At 52.9% G+C, this 17,692-nt stretch carries 17 protein-coding genes; 6 read left to right on the top strand and 11 right to left on the bottom strand.

From position 1 onward, the window contains the following. The first annotated feature begins 53 nt into the window (after positions 1-53). Positions 54-515, top strand: a complete 462-nt coding sequence (merR, locus tag QT231_RS05670; protein ID WP_308335947.1) for an Hg(II)-responsive transcriptional regulator — start codon at positions 54-56, stop codon at positions 513-515. Positions 516-549: 34 nt separating this feature from the next. Here the strand turns inward: merR and QT231_RS05665 are convergent, their stop codons facing one another. The 9 genes from QT231_RS05665 to QT231_RS05625 all read right to left on the bottom strand — a co-directional run bounded on the left by QT231_RS05665 (position 550) and on the right by QT231_RS05625 (position 9,115). Beyond that, positions 550-1,308 (bottom strand): alpha/beta hydrolase, encoded by a 759-nt coding sequence (locus QT231_RS05665; RefSeq protein WP_308335946.1) that lies wholly within the window; start codon positions 1,306-1,308, stop codon positions 550-552. Between the two features lie 89 nt (positions 1,309-1,397). After that, on the bottom strand, positions 1,398-1,748 hold the full coding sequence (locus QT231_RS05660) for a VTT domain-containing protein (RefSeq protein WP_308335945.1): 351 nt from the start codon (positions 1,746-1,748) through the stop codon (positions 1,398-1,400). Then, positions 1,749-2,069: a hypothetical protein gene (locus tag QT231_RS05655; protein ID WP_308335944.1), complete on the bottom strand. Its 321-nt coding sequence runs from the start codon at positions 2,067-2,069 to the stop codon at positions 1,749-1,751. Positions 2,070-2,313: 244 nt separating this feature from the next. Next, positions 2,314-3,900 carry an FMN-binding glutamate synthase family protein gene (locus tag QT231_RS05650; protein ID WP_308335943.1) on the bottom strand — a complete coding sequence of 529 codons (1,587 nt, stop codon included), beginning with the start codon at positions 3,898-3,900 and terminating at the stop codon, positions 2,314-2,316. Between the two features lie 459 nt (positions 3,901-4,359). Then, positions 4,360-4,662, bottom strand: coding sequence for a hypothetical protein (locus QT231_RS05645; RefSeq protein ID WP_308335942.1), 303 nt, complete (start codon positions 4,660-4,662; stop codon positions 4,360-4,362). Positions 4,663-4,977: 315 nt separating this feature from the next. Further along, positions 4,978-5,280: a hypothetical protein gene (locus tag QT231_RS05640; protein ID WP_308335941.1), complete on the bottom strand. Its 303-nt coding sequence runs from the start codon at positions 5,278-5,280 to the stop codon at positions 4,978-4,980. A 569-nt stretch (positions 5,281-5,849) separates the two neighbouring features. After that, complete coding sequence (locus QT231_RS05635) at positions 5,850-6,440, bottom strand: hypothetical protein (protein ID WP_308335940.1); 591 nt, start codon at positions 6,438-6,440, stop codon at positions 5,850-5,852. Between the two features lie 77 nt (positions 6,441-6,517). Next, positions 6,518-6,790, bottom strand: coding sequence for a hypothetical protein (locus QT231_RS05630; RefSeq protein ID WP_308335939.1), 273 nt, complete (start codon positions 6,788-6,790; stop codon positions 6,518-6,520). A gap of 57 nt (positions 6,791-6,847) precedes the next feature. After that, complete coding sequence (locus tag QT231_RS05625) at positions 6,848-9,115, bottom strand: PqqD family peptide modification chaperone (protein ID WP_308335938.1); 2,268 nt, start codon at positions 9,113-9,115, stop codon at positions 6,848-6,850. A gap of 260 nt (positions 9,116-9,375) precedes the next feature. Here QT231_RS05625 and QT231_RS05620 point away from each other — a divergent pair, with 260 nt between their 5' ends. The 3 genes from QT231_RS05620 to QT231_RS05610 all read left to right on the top strand — a co-directional run bounded on the left by QT231_RS05620 (position 9,376) and on the right by QT231_RS05610 (position 11,858). Further along, a complete protein-coding gene (locus tag QT231_RS05620; protein WP_308335937.1) occupies positions 9,376-10,347 on the top strand; it encodes a sulfurtransferase in 972 nt (323 codons plus the stop codon). A gap of 104 nt (positions 10,348-10,451) precedes the next feature. Continuing rightward, the gene (locus QT231_RS05615; protein ID WP_215091996.1) at positions 10,452-11,039 is read left to right on the top strand and encodes a TetR/AcrR family transcriptional regulator; all 588 of its coding nucleotides are present in this window, start codon (positions 10,452-10,454) and stop codon (positions 11,037-11,039) included. Between the two features lie 42 nt (positions 11,040-11,081). After that, a complete protein-coding gene (locus QT231_RS05610) occupies positions 11,082-11,858 on the top strand; it encodes a ZIP family metal transporter (RefSeq protein ID WP_308335936.1) in 777 nt (258 codons plus the stop codon). Between the two features lie 17 nt (positions 11,859-11,875). Here QT231_RS05610 and QT231_RS05605 read toward each other — a convergent pair whose 3' ends face one another. Next, positions 11,876-12,355 (bottom strand): helix-turn-helix domain-containing protein, encoded by a 480-nt coding sequence (locus tag QT231_RS05605; protein ID WP_308335935.1) that lies wholly within the window; start codon positions 12,353-12,355, stop codon positions 11,876-11,878. 68 nt (positions 12,356-12,423) lie between these two features. Here QT231_RS05605 and QT231_RS05600 point away from each other — a divergent pair, with 68 nt between their 5' ends. Continuing rightward, positions 12,424-14,607 (top strand): heavy metal translocating P-type ATPase, encoded by a 2,184-nt coding sequence (locus tag QT231_RS05600; protein ID WP_308335934.1) that lies wholly within the window; start codon positions 12,424-12,426, stop codon positions 14,605-14,607. Positions 14,608-14,658: 51 nt separating this feature from the next. Here QT231_RS05600 and QT231_RS05595 read toward each other — a convergent pair whose 3' ends face one another. Continuing rightward, positions 14,659-15,672, bottom strand: coding sequence for an isocitrate dehydrogenase (locus QT231_RS05595; protein WP_308335933.1), 1,014 nt, complete (start codon positions 15,670-15,672; stop codon positions 14,659-14,661). A gap of 525 nt (positions 15,673-16,197) precedes the next feature. Between QT231_RS05595 and QT231_RS05590 the strand changes: the two genes are divergently transcribed. Beyond that, complete coding sequence (locus QT231_RS05590; RefSeq protein WP_308335932.1) at positions 16,198-17,688, top strand: SulP family inorganic anion transporter; 1,491 nt, start codon at positions 16,198-16,200, stop codon at positions 17,686-17,688. Positions 17,689-17,692: the final 4 nt, after the last annotated feature.

The raw sequence follows: 17,692 nt of genomic DNA, 5'->3' as shown, positions 1-17,692 counted from the left end.
TTCGGGTAGAAAGGTTAACCTTACTTCCGTACCTGACTACGGAGTCAACAGCCATGACGACAGCAACCATGTCCGCAACGATCATGTCCACAACGACCATGACCATTGGCACTCTGGCAAAAAAAGCCGGAACCCATGTGGAAACCATCCGCTATTACCAGCGGAGGGGGCTGCTACCGGTTCCGCAGAAACCTTTGGGCGGTATCCGGCGCTATAATGAAAATGCCATTGTCCGGCTGCATTTCATCCGCTCGGCCCAGTGGCTGGGGTTCAGCCTGAAGGAGGTTGGTGAATTGCTGAAACTGGAAGACGGCACCCATTGTGACCAGGCTCGGTCGCTGGCCGAGCACAAACTGCTTGATGTGCGGGGCAGAATAGCCGGTCTGCTGCAGATGGAGGCGACGCTTACAGACCTGGTTGAGCGTTGCCGGTGCAGTGACGACCCGCAGCGATGCCCGATGATTCATTCACTACAGGGTAAAACCAACATTGTGGATAATAGCGCGGAGATATGACCGGAAAACAACAACCCCGGGCAACGCAACTGACTCACAAATAGCGGCTCGACCAGGCCACCAGCATTTCCGCCACATAGTCAGCATCGACTGTCTTGGAAAGCAGGTGATCGGCGTTGTCCAGGGAGATAAAGCTCTTCGGGTGCCTGGCAGCCTGAAAGATGCTGGCCGCTTCACTTATATCCACGACCTGATCCACCGGGGAATGAAAAATAACCAGTGCCTTGTGCAGGTTGCCGATATGATCCGGGGTATTCCATTGCTCCAGGTCCGCCAGCATCTGCTGCTTTACGCGGAACTTTCGCCCGGCAAGGGTTACCTCGGCCTCGCCCGACTCCTGGATTTCGTCGGCCTTGTCATCAAACAGGTGCCGCACATGCTGGGCGGTAGCCGGTGCGCTGATGGTAGCAATCGCTTCAACCGATTCCATGCGATGGGCCACGGCCAGCACGGCGGCCCCACCCAGGCTGTGACCGACCAGGATGCGGGGAGCCTGATGATGCTTCCCAAGAAATTCACTGGCGGCAACAAGATCGTCAAGGTTGGATGAAAAGCTGGTATTGGCGAAGTCCCCGTCGCTGTTACCCAGGCCGGTAAAATCAAAACGCAGCACGCCAATGCCATGTCTGGCGAGCGCCCGCGCGATGCGAGACGCGGCGGCAATGTCCTTACCGCAGGTAAAGCAATGGGCGAACAAGGCCATGGCCCTCGGTTTACCTTGGTCAGGAAGCTCCAGCAAACCAGCCAGTTTCTGCCCCTGTGTGTTAGTGAACTCAACTTTGGATCGTTTCATGGCATCTTCCTTTATATATTTTCAGGATGGGGATAAACCAAGGCATGGTGTACGCTTTTTTGGGGGCAGCGCATGTGAAATCCTGGTTATTATTGGTGAAGGTTCAGCCAGCGAGCCAGCCGGGACTTGGGGCGGCGGCTGATAAACCAGGGCAACCACACCATAACCGCCAGGATAGCTAGCCCGGCGACGACCGTTAGTACCGGGTTCAGCGTGAAGGTATTTCCTAGTCCCGCAAACACAACCGTCATGGGCAGCATGCCGATAAATGTGGCAAGGGCAAAGCGCCAGGCGTAAATGGCGGTGACGCCAGCGGCATAGCTGATAAGAGCAAAGGAGAAGACCGGTATTAGCCGAGTCAGCAGGATGGCAAGGGCCAGAAAGCGTTGAGATCCGTCGCTCGCCAGCAAGGGGTTGTCTGGGAAGCGTTTGTAGACCACCTAGCGCCCTAGGCATCGGGCGATCCAGAACGCCGCCATGGCACCCAGCAATGCGCCGGTGGCGGCGATGGCGGTGCCAGGAAGAATCCCGAAGGCGAGTCCTGCAGTCGCGCTGACCGGTAGTGTCGGTATCGGGCCAACCACAACGGCAATGATCATCAGCAGCATAAGTAGCAGTGGCCCAATCGCCCCCTGACCCCTCAGCCATTGCGCAAGGATGTCTGGGCTGAACCCTGAGGGCATGCCCAGTAGCTGTAACAACCACCAGGCGCCCGCAAGCGCGATGGTTACCACCAGCAAAATAGTGATTCTCAGTGCCATTCAACCTCTCTTTTGCCGCCAGAAACGATGAGCAATCGCAACGGTGTGGGCCGTGAGTTTTGCCGGTAGCCGGGTCGAGAAGTAGGAGATCGAACCGGCTGGATATCACTAGCAGTCAGGCCCGCCAGGTCGCCGTTCAGTAGACGCGGCTGACCAATGGATCTCAGCCCTTAGCATTCCACACCAGCATTTTTTCGATTTGCATATCGTGAACGGCATGCCGCCAACATGGTAGCTATAAACGTTATCGCCATCGGTCGGTTGTCGCCTGGCGCCAGTCACTAGCCCAAGCATCCGGGGCGCAGTCCGTATGCAAAAGACAGCCCTCATCAATGCAGGGGTAAAGTTCGGCGTAGTTTAAAACGCTGTTTTGGCTGACCCGCCGCTGTATATCTGCTGGTTCCAGATCCTCTAATCGTTCCTTGCCAAGAATGCTGAGCAGTTCAGCCAGGGCCTCAATGGAAGAATGGTGGAAATTCGCAACCCTTACGCCCTTGTCGGTGACATCCAGTTGTTTGTAGCGGGCGGGGTTCTGAGTGGTGATGCCGGTGGGGCACTTGTCTGTGTTGCAGCTGCGGGACTGGATGCAGCCCAGTGCCAGCATCATGCCGCGGGCTGAGTTCACGGTATCCGCCCCCAGAGCCATCATTCTCAGCATGTGAAAAGCCGAAAAAGACTTGCCTGAAGCAATGATTCTGATTTTGTCGCGTACGCCGATGCCCCTCAGCGCATTGTTTACAAAATGCAGGCCATCGCGTAGCGGCATGCCCACTGAGTTTGTTAGTTCTACTGGCGCGGCTCCAGTGCCGCCTTCACCGCCGTCCACGGTAATGAAATCCGGCAGTAGGCCGGTTTCCAGCATGGCCTTGCAGACACCTAGAAACTCCTTTCGGTTGCCAGGGCACAATTTGAACCCCACAGGTTTCCCTCCCGACAGTTTTCGAAGTTCGGCGACGAATTGCAGCAGCTCTACAGGACTGGAGAAGGCCGAGTGCCTGGGTGGTGATAAGACGTCCTCGCCCATGGGTACCATGCGGATACGGGCAATTTCTTCAGTAAGCTTGGCGGCGGGAAGCAGACCACCATGCCCGGGCTTAGCGCCTTGAGACAACTTGATCTCAATCATCTTGATCACATCCCGCGCTGCCTGCTCCGCAAAAAGAGCGGAATCAAATTTGCCCTCTGGTGTGCGGCAGCCAAAATAGCCAGTACCAATTTGCCAGATCAAGTCACCTTCATATTTAAGGTGCCATTCGCTGATCCCGCCTTCGCCAGTGTTATGGGCAAAATTTCCGAATTTTGCCCCACGATTGAGTGCCATTACGGCATTGCGGCTTAGAGCGCCATAGCTCATGGCGGAAATATTCAGGGGGGAGGCCTCGTAAGGCCTAGTGCAGTCCGGCCCGCCAAAGCGAATACGAAGATTAGCCGGAATACACCCTTTAGGTGCCATGGAATGATTAACCCACTCATAACCATTGCGGTAAACGTCAAAAATGGTACCAAAAGCGCGAGTATCATCGTCCTTCTTGGCGCGCTGGTAAGCCAAACTGCGAAATTCCCGGCTGATGGGAGCGCCATCAATATCGGATTCTACAAAATACTGCTGCAATTCCCGACGAACAGATTCAAACAGGTAGCGAAAATGGCCGACCACTGGGTAGATCTTTAGCAAGGTATGTTTGTTCTGAATCAGATCATAAATACCGAGCAAAAGCAGCGGTCCGGTAATCAGCCAGGCCCAGTTGACGCCTGACCATGCATAACTGGCAAGGATCAATGTCAGACTTAAAACCAGCCCCGAGAGAATGAAAACATTGCGGAAGACCATGAAGTTAACCTTGTTATCTATTGTTTACTAGTGCTGTAGATCAACCGACCGCAGCAGCAACCAACATCTGCACAGAAGACTTTACCCGTATTAGCTCAAGGCAATTTGCTATAGACAAAACCCATAACAGTACCAAAATGGCGTTCAAGACAAGCGTTATCATAGGCGCTATAAGCCCCGTCTTCATGCCAAACAGCCCTGCACTCACCATTGGCAATAGGAGCAATATCATTGCCGATCAGCTAACCAACCACGCCAAGCTTTTAAAAATCAGGCTTCGTGTTGGCAATTTGTGATTGATCAGATAAAAACCACACTGTAAACGATGCCAATTATAAGAATGGATCACCCAGCCTAACATCAGACAATGTTATCGCTGATGTTAGAAACCTTGTCAGAGTTTCCTTAGGCTGCACAGAATTAACCATGCAGCCCAGTACTTATAACTGCAAAATTTCATCAGCTATTATTACGCCCTCCTTCTCGCATTAAATCCTTGCGCGCATAGTCATCAATCATTCTGATATTAGAATCAGTTTCTTTTAAATAATTACTGTCTGACTGACGATCCCCCTTATCATAAAGAAAATCACTTTGTGTGTATTCCCTTGCATCATAACTAGGAACCGAATTCGCTCTCACGATCACATCCCGATCCTGGTTGAGTTCAATAGATGTATGCGCTATCGCAACTGGACTAGCTAAGATTGCCATTAAAGTGCCAAGCACACTTACTTTTTTAAACGTTGTCTGGGTCAACATGTCTGTCTCCTTTTCTTAATGGATGTCACTAGCTCAAAGCCCATCGTCAAGATGTTTTATGCAGTGGCAATGTGTCTCACAGTTAATAGTGATCTGGCAGGAAGAATCATTACATCTTTTATTAAAAAATGAGTAAAAAAAGCCAGCGCGATGGCTGGCTTTTATAACGACACATTGAAATTATCCTGGATTTATCATGGCACCTAAGCCAGTACCGCACCCAGGTGTAATTTCGCTAAACACCGATTAGCATGTCTTAAATCCGGCTACACAGAATTAACCATGCAGCCCAGTTCTTATAACTGCAAAATTTCATCAGCTATTGTTTCGTCCACCTTCTCGCATTAAATCCTTGCGCGCATAGTCATCAATCATTCTTATTTTAGAATCCGTCTCTTTTAAATAATCATTATCGGACTGACGATCCCCCTTATCATAAAGAAAATCACTTTGTGTGTACTCCCTTGCGTCATAACTAGGAACCGAACTCGCTTTCACGATCACATCCCGATCCTGGTTGAGTTCAATAGATGTATGCGCTATCGCAACGGGACTAGCTAAGATTGCCATTAAAGCGCCAAGCGCACTTACTTTTTTAAACGTTGTCTGGGTCAACATGACTGTCTCCTTTTCTTAATGGATACCACTAACTTAAAATCCACCATCAAGGTGTTTTATGCAGTGGCAATATGTCTCGCAGTTAATAGTGATATGGCAGGAAGAATCATTACATCTTTTTATAAAAAAATGAGTAAAAAATAAAAAAAACCAACGCAATAGTCTGTGTTTTATAACGACACATTAAAACTAGCCTGGATTTCTCATAGCACCTCAGTCAGTCCCGCACTAAGTACCGCACTCAGGTTTAATTCCGCTAAACATCGACTAGCGTGTCTTAAAATCTTGGTAATTTATGCAGAGTTACTTAACTTAATAATTTTTAAGTCATGGAGCATTCATAGAGAGTTAAAAAACTGATAATTAATAGCTTGGTTAGCGGCAAGTGCAAACATGTAGACAGTTCTCTATTGCCAATAGAGAGGCCTGTTGCCTCATCCTGAACGACATTTCGACGGTATTCGGCGTTATAGTTCCGCCGATAGTGATAGACAGTATCTTGAAAGCGCTGCAACGGTTTGGCTTGAGCCTTAACGAAAGTATGGAGCTACTTTTTTTATGGCACGTTGTTATCCGAACTTGCTGAGCTTTATATCAGTATGCTGTTCCCAATAACGAAGCGTCGACGGATGAACGCCAAAATGGGTTGGTAGTACGATACCAAGCTGTTCACAAAGAAGGCTCAGCAGCGCCATATGGTGGATGCTATGGCTAGTTAAAAACGCCAGTTCGCGGCCGAGGGAAGTGGGTAGCGGTAGCGCGTCATTTATTTCACCTGTCCCAACAGCTATTTCAACACCTATCTCAACCGGATAGCTGAGCGTCAGGGGCCTATCGTACGGCAGTGTTGCCAGTGCATTCAGCCCAGCCTGTAGTGCTTCAACACGGTTCCGAGCGCCGCTAGGTTGGGTTTCTAGTGCCATTTCTCGCTGGCGTTGTTCATAGTCAAATGTTATTGGATTGGATGACTCAGCGCAGGCATCCAGCAAGGTTTGATAGTGTTCAATGATATGGCGAACGTGTTTACCCAGCGTTTGCGTAGCTTTTGCGCCGAGTGGGCGTTGATAGTCTTGAGTAGAGACGCTGCCTAACAATTGATTAAGCTGGTTCAATGTTTGCACGTTTTCGTCGATCAAGGGCGGTATTAATGATGCCGACATATAAGTTGGCCTCCCGTTAAAATGTGCCGGTGCGTACACCGGCACAGTGGTATTGACGTTAGCGTTAATACCTGGCGCTAACCGGCTTCGGCGCTGCCTTCACCTTCACCTTCACCTTCACCCTCGCCTTCCATCTCTTCTTCGCCTTCACTCTCTGCTCCGCCTTCAGCATTGTGGGCTTCGGCCAGCATTAGTGGCGCTTCTTGCATATTGGTGTAGCCTTGGGTGGGTTCGTCGGCCTGAGCCTGAAAGGCGAGACCACTGGCCACCAGCGCGAGGGCGGGGGCGGTATAGCCGAACTGGCGGCTTAAGCGGCTCAGCAAACGACGTTTAGCTTCATGTTGAGACATGATGTTTCTCCTTAAAGTGTCACAAGCAAATGCGCCAGATGGCGCGACTTCCTGCCGCTATACCGCGGCGTGGGAAGAGGATAAAAGTAGTGTCTGGTTAAGCCATTGGTTAATGGTTCCATCCTCAGCACTGGCAAGCCGAGTACGTTGACTTAAATGCTGCAGCGCGCTTAACCCTGAATGGCTTAGCCCATCACCCCCTTCCATTGCGAAGGGCAGCAGCGCGCCTAATACTGCCAGCGACGACGGTGGCTCCGTGCTTTCGGGATGATGCCCGTCAAGCCATAAAAGCCCGCTACAGTGACTGCGCTCCTGGAATAAAAACGCAGTACCTTCGAGGGGGAGGTTAAGTGGTTCCAAAATGTCGGGCTTATCCAGTGAAAGACGTGCGCCGCGTGTCAGGGTGAGTCCATGCTGCCTGGCAAGCGCCTTAAGTTTCGTTAACGTTTGCGCTGATTGCCGAGCAGGAAGAACGCAGGCAATATGCTCTTCCTGCCCACTTAGTAGAGCAATATCCAAAACCAGGTGTTGGTCAAGCGCGGCGCTAGACAAGCAGAATTGCGTGATGGCAGGGACTATCTCATCGAGATGAAGGCGCGAACTGATCACCCTACTGTCGTTGGTTATGCAGTAGCCGTTGGCGCTTTCCAGTATATGTAGGGAGGCTTCGTGGGCTTTGTCGCTTGTTTCCAGTAGCGGTGCCAACGATGTTTCGATCATATCTGCTACAGGGCCTTGGGGAGAACTGATTGACCAGTAACAGTGATCAAACAGCAGCGTGCTACGCCAAGTGCCTGGTTGTTTGCGGAATGATTGAGCAGTGCTGGACGCTGATATGTCGCGACCCTCTGGGGCTAATAGTCCATGTTGCCACCATAAGGAAAGGGTCGCCCATAGGTCGTTGGTAAGCGTTGAGAGCTCAACCTGGCCACCGCTTGCTGCTTGCAGGTGTTCAAGAATGGCCTCAACTGACTCACCTTCACTGAGCAGTAGCCAGATCATTGCGGCGCTATCGTTAAGTTGAAAATAGCTTCCGCTCACGTGGTGATACAGCGCTAAGCGCTCGCCTTCGATCAGCTCGCTAACGCCATGAGAATGAAAAGAGAGGGTCAGTGGAGCGATCTCTGTCGCCAAGCGGTAATCCGCTAAGCTGGGTAGACCAATGAAGGGCAGGTAGCGGTCAGTCTCCTGGCTTGGGTAGAGCGGTACAAATCCACCGGCACGCTCACGCTCGGCAGCCAGCGAGGCAGGATTGAAGAGGCATGCGTCGCGGGACGGCTGATCCAGACCGGTCAAAGTAATCATATCTCTTACCAGTGCACCTTTGACGGCTTCCTCAACCACGCCGCCGTGCTCCGGCTTGGCGCAAATGCCTAGCGATGGGCTTAGGTTGCACTCCAATATCCACGCTTTGAGCTGATCGTCGACTAGGCAGTCCAGGCCGATTAGCTCGTAACAGCCGCGCGGGTCGGCCCCATCTTTCTGAGAGCGTGCACGCATCGCTTCGGCCCCGGAAAGAGCGGTCAGCGTGGCAAGATCCCGCAACTGGTTAAACAGTGCCTGGTCGTCGTGACCCTGCTCCCGTAACCAGTGGCGGTAGCGGTCAAGGTCGATAAATTCGACCGGAACCTCGGCGTCCAGATTGAGCGCGTTGATGTCGGGGTTGGTCAATTGGCTGAAGGGGTTGTCGATGTCATCGGGGCTCCACGGCGCTGAGGCCAGCTTGGCAAAGCCTTGGTCGTAGAGATACACCCGTAGCGGGTCGATGCTGGCAATTAGCATATAAAGCCGCAGCACGTATTTGTGCCCGCGGATGGTATGGGGGTTGGCAATGTACTCTTGCACCAGCCAGTTAGGAACTAGTGGCGCGGTCGTCGGGTCGCGCAGCACCTGCACCCCCTGACCTTTGGAGGCATTGGTGGGCTTTAATATCCAGCGTTTTTCAGGATGCGCTGCTGCGTCTTCAAGTAGCGCCGGATAGTCATGAGGCATCTCATAAGCGAGAGGGAAGAAGTTAAGCCGCTGGGTATGGGGGTGGCTGGCACCGTAGTGGCGCTGGGTTCGTTCGCGCAGCGCGCTGAGACCCGAGTGAAGGCGGCTTTTTACCGTGAGCGCTGCGTTCCCTGGAATATGGTTCATCACGCGGCCTGGTGAGGTTACCTTGAACGCTGCCTTGGGCGGCATGCCGGTCACCCAGGCGGCTTCCCAGTGTTGTTCATCACCTTCTTGCCATCCCTGAGCTTCCAGCGTTTGGCGGAAAAAATGATCTTGCTCGGCATGGCGTTTGCCGCTTAGCCAAAAGCGTAGTGGTGAATGCGCGCTCATCGTAGGCTCCTTATCGGGTCATTAATGGTGAGTGACAGATCAACGCGATTGCTTACACTATTTTTAGTGATCGTTAACAGGCTGCCTTGCACTGATTTCACAAACGTTGGGACGCTTTGCTATCTAGTCGTGTTGAAAAATCACTTTAATAGTGAGGCAGTATCACTCATTATGAGATTAATGTACCAATCGTTCCTTGTCTTGCTGCTATGAACAACGATGCTCAATCCCCAACACGAAAAAGCCCTCTAGGAGGTTTTATGTCTCGTTTACTATTCGCCTTGATTGGCGCGCTGGGGTTTTCTACCCAAGCACTAGCGCTTGAAACCACACAATTTGAAACTACGCCGCTTGTGGATGCGCAGTGGTTAAATGACCATCTCGACCAAGATGAATTGGTGGTATTAGATGTGCGTTCTGCTATTGATAATGGCGGGGATGCTGAGAGCTTTGCCGAAGCACGAATCCCTGGTAGCCGCTATTCCAGTTATACCGATGATGGTTGGCGTGAAACCCGCGACAACGTAGCGGGATTGATGCCCGAAGTGAGTGAGTTGGAAACGCTAATTGGCAACTTAGGGATCGATAAAGATAGCGCGGTAGTGATTGTACCTGCCGGTACTGGCGCGACCGATTTTGGCAGTGCGGCGCGAGTTTACTGGACGTTTAAAGTTCTCGGTCACGACGAGGTAGCCATCCTCAACGGCGGCTTTGCGGGCTGGCAGCAGCAGGGGTTTGAGATAGTAAGCGGCGAGCCTGATCGTTACGATGCCGCCGAGTTTGATGCCACCCTGCGCGAGGCGTTAGTAGCCTCCACCGAAGATGTCGAGGCCGCACGGGAAAGCCAGGCACAGTTAGTCGATGCTCGTCCCACCGACTATTTTACTGGTGATAAAAAATCCTCGGCGGCGCGGGTGGCTGGGACGATTCCGGGCGCGCGGAACCTGCCTCACCAGTCGCATCTGAATGATCAGAACGGCGCTTACTATCTGGATGTTGATGGTCTGCAGTCACGTATTAATGCAACTGAACTGGATAGTAGCGTGCGGACGATCGCCTTCTGTAACACTGGCCACTGGGCTGCGACCGATTGGTTCGTGTTGAGTGAAGTAGCGGGTTTCGAAAATATCGCTATGTACGATGGCTCAATGGCCGCCTGGACCATCAGCGATTCTCGCCCGGTGCAGCTCGCCCGTGAAGGTATTAAACAAGTCAGGGAGCTGCTTAATTAACTTGGCTAACCAGCAGTGTAGTTATCCTTCAGCGAAGCAGTTGGTGGATGCTTTGCGTCGGCTAACGCTATCTCGTAATATGCTACCTTTTTTGGAATTTCGTAATGAGCCTCGGCAGACCTTTACAGCACCATCCAGAGACGGCGCTGAAAGCCGCTGTTTACGCCTTTTGGCGCTCGGGCTATCACCATACGTCAATGCGTGATTTGCTTGAGGCGATGGAGCTATCCCGCAGCAGCTTGTATCAAGCCTACGGCAATAAAGAGGCGCTTTTTTTACTGGCGTTAACACGTTATAGAGAAGAGCTGCTTGCCTCTCTGGATATGTCTTTTGGCCAAGAAGCTAGCGCATGGCAGTTCATTGAGCACTTGCTGCAACGCATGGCGCAACAGGCCGAGAGCGAACAAGCAGCGCTAGGCTGTCTGATTTTTAATTCAGCTACTGAACTAGGCAATAGCGGCTCGCAAGTGTCGGATGCCGCCGTACAAAGTGTGCAGGCTATTACACACTTTTTTATGAAGGTTATTGAACAGGCGCAGCAAGAGGGAAGTATTTGCCAAGAGCGTGATGTACAGAGCTCAGCATATTTCTTAACCCTTTCAATATCGGGTCTGCGCATGCTGCTGAAAAGCGGTGCTACTCAGCAGCAGGCCGAACAATTGGTGGAAAATATTTTGCGTGGATTGCGCTGAGCCAAAGGGCATATTCAGCAGGAAGTTTCTCTAGGCTCAATAATGGAAAATACGCTGTTATTAGGATTTTTAGGTAGCTTGGTCGCTGGCCTTCTGACTGCTGTTGGCGCACTACCGGTGCTGTTAGGCAAAACGCCTAGCCGGGGCTTTCGTGATTTAGCGTTAGGCTTTGCGGCGGGTGTGATGCTGGCGGCGTCATTTTTCTCACTGATTATCCCCGCACTGGACGCTGCAGAAATCTACTATGCTGGTGGCCCTGTGCCTGCCGGGATTGTTTGTGCGGCTATTTTGATGGGCATGGGCGCCATTGCGTTGCTCAACGAGTATCTTCCCCATGAACATTTCGCTCAAGGCCGTGAGGGCCCTGAGGCTGCCTCATTGCGCCGTGTCTGGCTGTTTGTATTTGCCATTACTATCCACAACCTGCCGGAAGGAATGGCAGTGGGGGTCGGCTTTGGCGCCAATGGTTTAGAAGGCGGCATGCCGCTGGCGATCGGTATTGGGCTACAGAACATGCCGGAAGGGCTGGCCGTAGCGGTCGCTTTGATGGGAGAGGGCTACTCGAAATGGCGTTCTTGGTCGATTGCTGCTCTAACTGGCCTAATCGAGCCCATCGGAGGGCTGTTTGGCGCCAGTATTGTCAGCGTTTCCCAGATACTGCTGCCGTGGGGCTTGGCGTTTGCCGCCGGCGCCATGCTGTATGTCATCAGCCACGAAATCATCCCCGAAACCCACCGCTGCGGGCACCAGAAAAAAGCCACCTTCGGTTTGGCGATGGGGCTGGTGATTATGCTGTTTTTAGATGTGTGGCTGGGTTAACCCAGTTTAACCCACCCCTAGCCGATGACATCCGCGCCACCGTGAGGCTCCACTTGAAGGCACAGCCGGTGGTCGCTGAGCACGTCAATGATATGGCACTGGCCAACACTGCCCCCTGCGCACTGATTGATCATGCGTTGGAGCTCATCGCGCACCGCGGTGAGTCGCGCAAGACGTGCCTCGACTTCGGCAAGGTGACGCTTCGCCAGCGTATCCACCTCCTGGCAAGGCATCGCTGGGTGGTCGGCCATTTCCAGCAATTCCCTTACCGCCTCCACTGAAAAGCCAAAATCCCGCGCATGGCGAATAAACGTCAGTCGACGGATAGCGGCTGTGGTGTAGCGCCGCTGGTTACCTTCATTGCGCGGTGCTGAAGGCAGCAGCCCAATCTGTTCGTAGTAGCGTACCGTTTCGGGCTTACAGCCGGATTCCCGTGCCAGTTCGCCGATGCCAATATAGCGCTCAGTAGTGGATGGCGCTGGTTTTTGCTCTTTCATTACTTGAACCTCTAGTAACTACAGGTATTACGCTGTTCCTAAGATAGACGAACTTGGAGCACCGTGCGATGAGTAACTCAAAATCCGTTACGACGACCACCCTGCGTGTGCAGGGCATGGACTGCGGCGGCTGTGAACGTAAAGTCGAATCAGCGCTAAAGCGCTTAAACCACGTTGATCAAGTCTCCGCGAGTTCACTGGCGGGGTCGGTACAACTCACCCCATCGCCAGGGCAATCGCTGGCACGCGCTGAGATTGAGGCGACGATTAGCGCTCTCGGTTACCAGGTGTTAGATGAGTCGGCGGACAAGGCCGAATCAAAAAAAGCGCCTTCTTGGTGGCAATTGCCAAAAGGGCGATTAGTGATCGTTAGTGGCGCATTGCTGGCGCTTGCCTGGGGGCTTAAATTTGCCTGGCCTGCGCTGGGCAGTTGGCCCTTTATTGCGGCGACGCTAGTTGGTTTAGTACCGATTATTCAGCATGCCTGGCAAGCCCTCAAATTGGGCAACCCGTTCACCATTGAAATGCTGATGAGCATCGCCGCACTTGGTGCGCTGGCCATAAACGCCGCCGCCGAAGCGGCGGTGGTGGTGTTTCTGTTCGCCGTGGGTGAGCTGCTGGAGGGTGTTGCCGCTGCCCAGGCGCGCCGCAGTATTTCGGCACTTTCCAAACTGACGCCCTCCACCGCTCGGTTACTGGAGCAGGGCGAAGTGCGCGAGATAGCTGCCGCCTCGCTCCAGCCGGGGCAACGGGTGCAGATACGTCCCGGCGATCGACTGCCCTGCGATGGGCAAATTATCGCCGGTCACTCCTCGATCGATGAATCGCCGGTCAACGGCGAATCGGTACCGCGAGAGCGGGAAGTAGGTGAAACGGTGTTTGCTGGCACCGTCAATCTGGATGGCGTATTAGAGGTCGAGGTGACCCGTAGCGCCGAAAACAACACTATCGCCCGGGTGATAAAGCTAGTGGAAGAGGCCCAGGCAGCGAAAGCGCCGGTGGCCCGCTTCATTGACCGTTTTGCGTTTTACTATATGCCTGCGGTGGTGGGTGTGGCGCTACTGGTCGCTATCGTCCCGCCGCTGGTGTCGTCGATGCTGTGGTCAGAATCCATCTACCGCGCCTTAGCGCTGCTGCTGATTGCCTGCCCCTGTGCGCTGGTGATTTCGACGCCCGCGGCGATTGCGGCGGGGCTATCAGTGGGGGCTCGCAACGGCCTGTTGATGAAAGGTGGTGCGGTGTTAGAGCAGCTAGGCAAGCTTAAACGGGTTGCGCTGGATAAAACCGGCACACTGACTGCAGGCAAGCCCATGGTAACGGATGTAGAGAGCTTTAATGGCGGCCTTACCGTTAAAAACAGTAGCGATGAAATAGTGCGCCTGGCCGCCGCCCTGGAGCAGGGGTCAAGCCACCCCCTTGCCGTCGCTATTAGTGACTATTTTCATAAGGTCTGTTTTCAGAATAATGGCGCCCAGCAGCCAGAAGCTATGTTGCCCAAAGTAGACGGCGGGCGGGCGCTCGCGGGGCAGGGTGTAGCCGGGCAGGTGGAAGGGCGTGAGCTGATGCTCGTTAGTCCACGCTACTTACAACGCTTCGATCATTTTGCAAATGAATGGGACGCACGTATTGAGGCATTGGAAACTCAAGGTAAAAGCCTCGCGGTATTGGTAGAAAACGAGCGGCCTATTGGGCTGATCGCCCTGCGTGATGAGCCTCGCGAAGATGCTCAAAAGGGTCTTCAAGCGTTAGCGCGCTTGGGTGTTCAAGCCGTTATGCTCAGCGGAGACAATGCCCGCACCGTGACCGCTATTGGTCACCAGTTGGGTATTGAAGCAGAAGGCGAGTTAATGCCCGAAGACAAAGCTCAGCGCGTGCATGAATGGCAGGCTCAGGGGCTGGGGCCGGTAGGCAAAGTAGGCGATGGTATTAACGATGCACCAGCGCTTGCCGCGGCAGAAGTGGGCATCGCCATGGGCAGCGGTACCGATGTGGCACTTGAAACCGCCGATGCGGCGCTGCTTAAAAACCGCGTGGAGGGGATAGCCGAAATGATCGCGCTCTCCCGGGCGACCATGCGCAACGTAAAAACCAACGTAGCGTTGGCGCTGGGCTTTAAAGCGCTGTTTCTGGCCTCTACGGCGCTGGGAATCACCGGAATGTGGGTCGCAGTAATGGCTGACACTGGGGCGACCGTGTTGGTCACCCTCAATGCGTTGTACCTATTGCGTTACCGCTTTAACGATATTAGCTAGAAAACGATCAGTGATCGGCTAGAAAGAGGCGGACTAGTTGCTCTGTACGCCTTAGCCCTGAACGTATTCCACCAGCGCCTGGGCGAAGGAGTCGGTAGAGCCGGTGCCGCCCATATCGGGGGTGACCATATCGCGGCGGGTTTCCAGCACGGTGCGAATACCCTGGCGGATGGCGGTGCCTTTCTCCGCCATGCCCAGGTGATCAAGCATCTGGGCAGCGGCCAGCAGCAAGGCGCAGGGGTTGGCGATGTTTTGGCCTTCGATATCCGGTGCTGAGCCGTGTACGGCCTCAAAGATCGCTGCCTTCTCGCCGATGTTCGCGCCTGGCGCCAAGCCCAAGCCGCCGACAAGCCCGGCACATAGGTCAGAGAGAATATCGCCAAACAGGTTGGTGGTGACCACCACATCAAACTGATGCGGGTTCATTACCAGCTGCATGCAGGCGTTATCGACGATCATCTCTTGGAATTCGATCTCGGGATACTCTTTGGCGATGTCGCGCGCCACGTCCAAGAACAGCCCCGAGCTGGTTTTGATGATATTGGCTTTATGTACCGCGGTGACTTTTTTGCGGCCGTTGTTTTTAGCCAACTCAAAGGCGTAACGCACAATACGCTCGGAGCCCTTGCGGGTGACTTTGATCACTGAAATGCCGGTATCGCCGCCGTCAATCATCTCCTGGCCGTCAGATAGATAGGCGCCTTCGGTGTTTTCACGCACGGTGATCATATCGATATCGTCGTAGCGCGATTTAGTGCCAGGGAAGCTAATAGCAGGGCGCACATTAGCGTAAAGATCAAAGTGACGGCGTAGCTGCACGTTAATTGAGGAAAAACCTTTGCCAATCGGCGTGGTCAGTGGGCCTTTCAGTGCAATACCCAACTGTTCGATGGCATCTAGCGACTCTTGTGGAATCAGCGTGCCATGCTTTTCAAGCGCACCTAAGCCAGCGTCAATATGCTGGTAGGTTAAGCCGCAATCTAACGCGTCGAGTACTCGCAGCGTGGCGTCCATAATCTCGGGGCCGATGCCGTCGCCCTTGATGACTGCAATAGATTGGCTCATGTACTGCTCCTCTTTAATCGACTAATCGGCGGAAAAACCGTGCCGCTTCAACGTGAATAGTTGGCAATCAACGTCTCTTTTAACGGCGCAATGATACGTCAAAAGCGGGGCTAAGGTCACTCTGTCTAAAGTCGCGGCTACCTCAATGGGCGTTTAGCTGCTGCCGTTAGACGTTAGGTGCAATGCAGCAGGATTGCTGGTAACATACGCCACTTTGTCGCACCCCGTGTTGTGTTCTGTAAATCGTTCTGTAAAAGAATCCTTACCAATGACTACATTCACATATTGCTTTTTAGGGCTGATGACCCCGCCCTAGTCCCCTCTTTTTCTGAGGCGCTGAAGCTCATTCATCGTGCTGTCATCGCCTTGTGGTATTGAATTTAGCGGTATCCAACGCTAGCCCACCCTTTTTATAATAAAAATTGATGATCTCAGCGTGCCAATCGATGGCAGTGCTCTCCCTTGTTGGCGGCGCTGTTAGACTGCCTTTGGCCTGTCGTTAACCTAAAACCGTGGACCCCTCGCATGTACGAAAAGTTTAAACAATCTTGGCTCTCTAACCTCAAGGGCGACACCCTTGCGGGGATTGTCGTGGCGCTGGCGCTGATACCCGAGGCCATTGCGTTCTCGATCATCGCAGGCGTTGACCCTAAAGTCGGTCTCTACGCCTCGTTTGCTATCTGTGTTGTCATTGCCTTTGCTGGTGGCCGTTCTGGGATGATTTCCGGCGCAACAGGCGCAATGGCACTGCTGATGATCACGCTCGTCAAGGATCACGGTCTGGAGTACCTGCTGGTGGCTACCCTGCTGACCGGGGTGCTGCAGATTATTGCGGGCTACTTAAAGCTCGCCGAACTAATGCGCTTTGTATCGCGTTCGGTGGTGACTGGGTTTGTGAACGCCCTGGCTATTCTGATTTTTATGTCGCAGTTACCTGAGCTGACGGATGTATCGTGGCATGTTTACGCTATGACGGTTGCTGGCCTGGTGATTATTTACGGCTTCCCTTATGTGCCCGTCATCGGTAAAGCGATCCCATCCCCGCTGATTTGTATCGTTGTGTTGACCGTCATTTATATGATGACTGGTATGGATATTCGCAGCGTAGGAGATATGGGTGAACTTCCTGACACCCTGCCAGTATTTTTGTGGCCCGATGTGCCGCTGAACCTAGAAACGCTGATGATTGTATTGCCCTATTCAATTATGTTGATGGTCGTAGGGCTACTGGAATCAATGATGACCGCAACGATCATTGATGACTTAACCGATACCAAAAGCAACAAAAATCGCGAGTGTAAGGGCCAAGGTATCGCCAACATCGGCTCGGGGCTCATTGGTGGTATGGCGGGTTGCGCCATGATTGGTCAATCCATCATTAATATCAAATCCGGTGGTCGTCGCCGTACCTCCTCGCTCATCGCTGGTATCGCGCTATTATTAATGGTGGTCTTCCTGGCGGACTGGGTTTCTCAGATCCCCATGGCGGCGCTGGTAGCGGTAATGATTATGGTGGCAATCGGTACCTTTAGCTGGGAGTCGATCCGCGATCTGAAAAAGCATCCCATGAGCACCAACTTTGTCATGGTGGCAACGGTTCTTGTGACAGTCGGTACTCACAACCTGGCGATTGGTGTGTTCGTTGGGGTACTTCTCGCCGCAATGTTTTTTGCCAACAAAGTCGGCAACATCATGTATATCGGTTCCAAAGAAGTTGAGGCCGGTAAAGAGCGTGAATACGAAGTGGTGGGTCAGGTGTTCTTTGCCTCATCAGAGCGCTTTATAGCTGCCTTTGACTTCAAAGAGAGTATCGATAAAGTTACTATCAACCTCTCTCGCGCGCACTTCTGGGATATTACCGCTGTACAGGCACTGGATCGCGTAGTGATTAAATTCCGCCGTGAAGGTACCGAAGTAGAGATGGTGGGCTTGAGCGAAGCCAGTGCGACAATCGTGGATCGCTACGCGGTACACAATGACCCCGAAGCAGTTGAAAAGTTGATGGGCGGCCACTAATTAA

The sequence above is a fragment of the Halomonas sp. SpR1 genome (genome assembly GCF_031010175.1).
GTDB lineage: Bacteria > Pseudomonadota > Gammaproteobacteria > Pseudomonadales > Halomonadaceae > Vreelandella.
The sequence above is the reverse complement of the archived record's forward strand: the minus strand, read 5'-3'. Positions and strand labels throughout refer to the sequence as shown.

Bases quoted from the DNA above. Each gene is read 5' to 3' on its own strand.
- merR (WP_308335947.1), top strand. From the start codon at position 54: ATGACGACAGCAACCATGTCCGCAACGATCATGTCCACAACGACCATG.
- QT231_RS05665 (WP_308335946.1), bottom strand. From the start codon at position 1,308: ATGAAACGATCCAAAGTTGAGTTCACTAACACACAGGGGCAGAAACTG.
- QT231_RS05655 (WP_308335944.1), bottom strand. From the start codon at position 2,069: ATGGCACTGAGAATCACTATTTTGCTGGTGGTAACCATCGCGCTTGCG.
- QT231_RS05650 (WP_308335943.1), bottom strand. From the start codon at position 3,900: ATGGTCTTCCGCAATGTTTTCATTCTCTCGGGGCTGGTTTTAAGTCTG.
- QT231_RS05645 (WP_308335942.1), bottom strand. From the start codon at position 4,662: ATGTTGACCCAGACAACGTTTAAAAAAGTAAGTGTGCTTGGCACTTTA.
- QT231_RS05640 (WP_308335941.1), bottom strand. From the start codon at position 5,280: ATGTTGACCCAGACAACGTTTAAAAAAGTAAGTGCGCTTGGCGCTTTA.
- QT231_RS05635 (WP_308335940.1), bottom strand. From the start codon at position 6,440: ATGTCGGCATCATTAATACCGCCCTTGATCGACGAAAACGTGCAAACA.
- QT231_RS05630 (WP_308335939.1), bottom strand. From the start codon at position 6,790: ATGTCTCAACATGAAGCTAAACGTCGTTTGCTGAGCCGCTTAAGCCGC.
- QT231_RS05625 (WP_308335938.1), bottom strand. From the start codon at position 9,115: ATGAGCGCGCATTCACCACTACGCTTTTGGCTAAGCGGCAAACGCCAT.
- QT231_RS05620 (WP_308335937.1), top strand. From the start codon at position 9,376: ATGTCTCGTTTACTATTCGCCTTGATTGGCGCGCTGGGGTTTTCTACC.
- QT231_RS05615 (WP_215091996.1), top strand. From the start codon at position 10,452: ATGAGCCTCGGCAGACCTTTACAGCACCATCCAGAGACGGCGCTGAAA.
- QT231_RS05610 (WP_308335936.1), top strand. From the start codon at position 11,082: ATGGAAAATACGCTGTTATTAGGATTTTTAGGTAGCTTGGTCGCTGGC.
- QT231_RS05605 (WP_308335935.1), bottom strand. From the start codon at position 12,355: ATGAAAGAGCAAAAACCAGCGCCATCCACTACTGAGCGCTATATTGGC.
- QT231_RS05600 (WP_308335934.1), top strand. From the start codon at position 12,424: ATGAGTAACTCAAAATCCGTTACGACGACCACCCTGCGTGTGCAGGGC.
- QT231_RS05595 (WP_308335933.1), bottom strand. From the start codon at position 15,672: ATGAGCCAATCTATTGCAGTCATCAAGGGCGACGGCATCGGCCCCGAG.
- QT231_RS05590 (WP_308335932.1), top strand. From the start codon at position 16,198: ATGTACGAAAAGTTTAAACAATCTTGGCTCTCTAACCTCAAGGGCGAC.